This window comes from Yersinia sp. 1252 StPb PI (assembly GCF_048593885.1).
Classification (GTDB): Bacteria; Pseudomonadota; Gammaproteobacteria; order Enterobacterales; family Enterobacteriaceae; genus Yersinia; species Yersinia enterocolitica_E.
Genome location: NZ_JAZGQE010000535.1, coordinates 1 through 343, shown reverse-complemented (window position 1 = coordinate 343; position 343 = coordinate 1). Strand labels below are relative to the sequence as shown.

The window sequence follows — 343 nt, the reverse complement described above, 5'->3', positions numbered from 1 at the left end:
AACAAAATTATAAAAATTAATATTGAGTGAATTAATAACAAAGTATTTTTTGATATCACCGAGGAACGGATAAAACTCCTCAGTAACGGCAATAAATGTTTGCCTAAATGCCTCAACTAATAACATACCTTGCAAGTGTTTACCTGATTGATGATCACCCATTAACTCACAGCGCTCATCAATCATAAGTGGTAAGTTATAAATATCTTTATCGACCTTTTGGGCTTTGCCGATCAGGATATTATGCTCTTCTTTCTTATGGGTATAACTATTACTACCTTGTGGATATCTCTCTTGTAATAACATATGTAAGTCAATATTGCTGACCTGTTTATTATAGTGA

At 32.4% G+C, this 343-nt stretch carries 1 protein-coding gene; it reads right to left on the bottom strand.

Features of this window, described 5'->3' with window-relative positions; all coding sequences use genetic code 11:
* Positions 1–306: AfsA-related hotdog domain-containing protein (locus V2A85_RS24645; protein ID WP_420072684.1), on the bottom strand; the 306-nt coding region annotated here is incomplete at its 3' end.
* Positions 307–343: the final 37 nt, after the last annotated feature.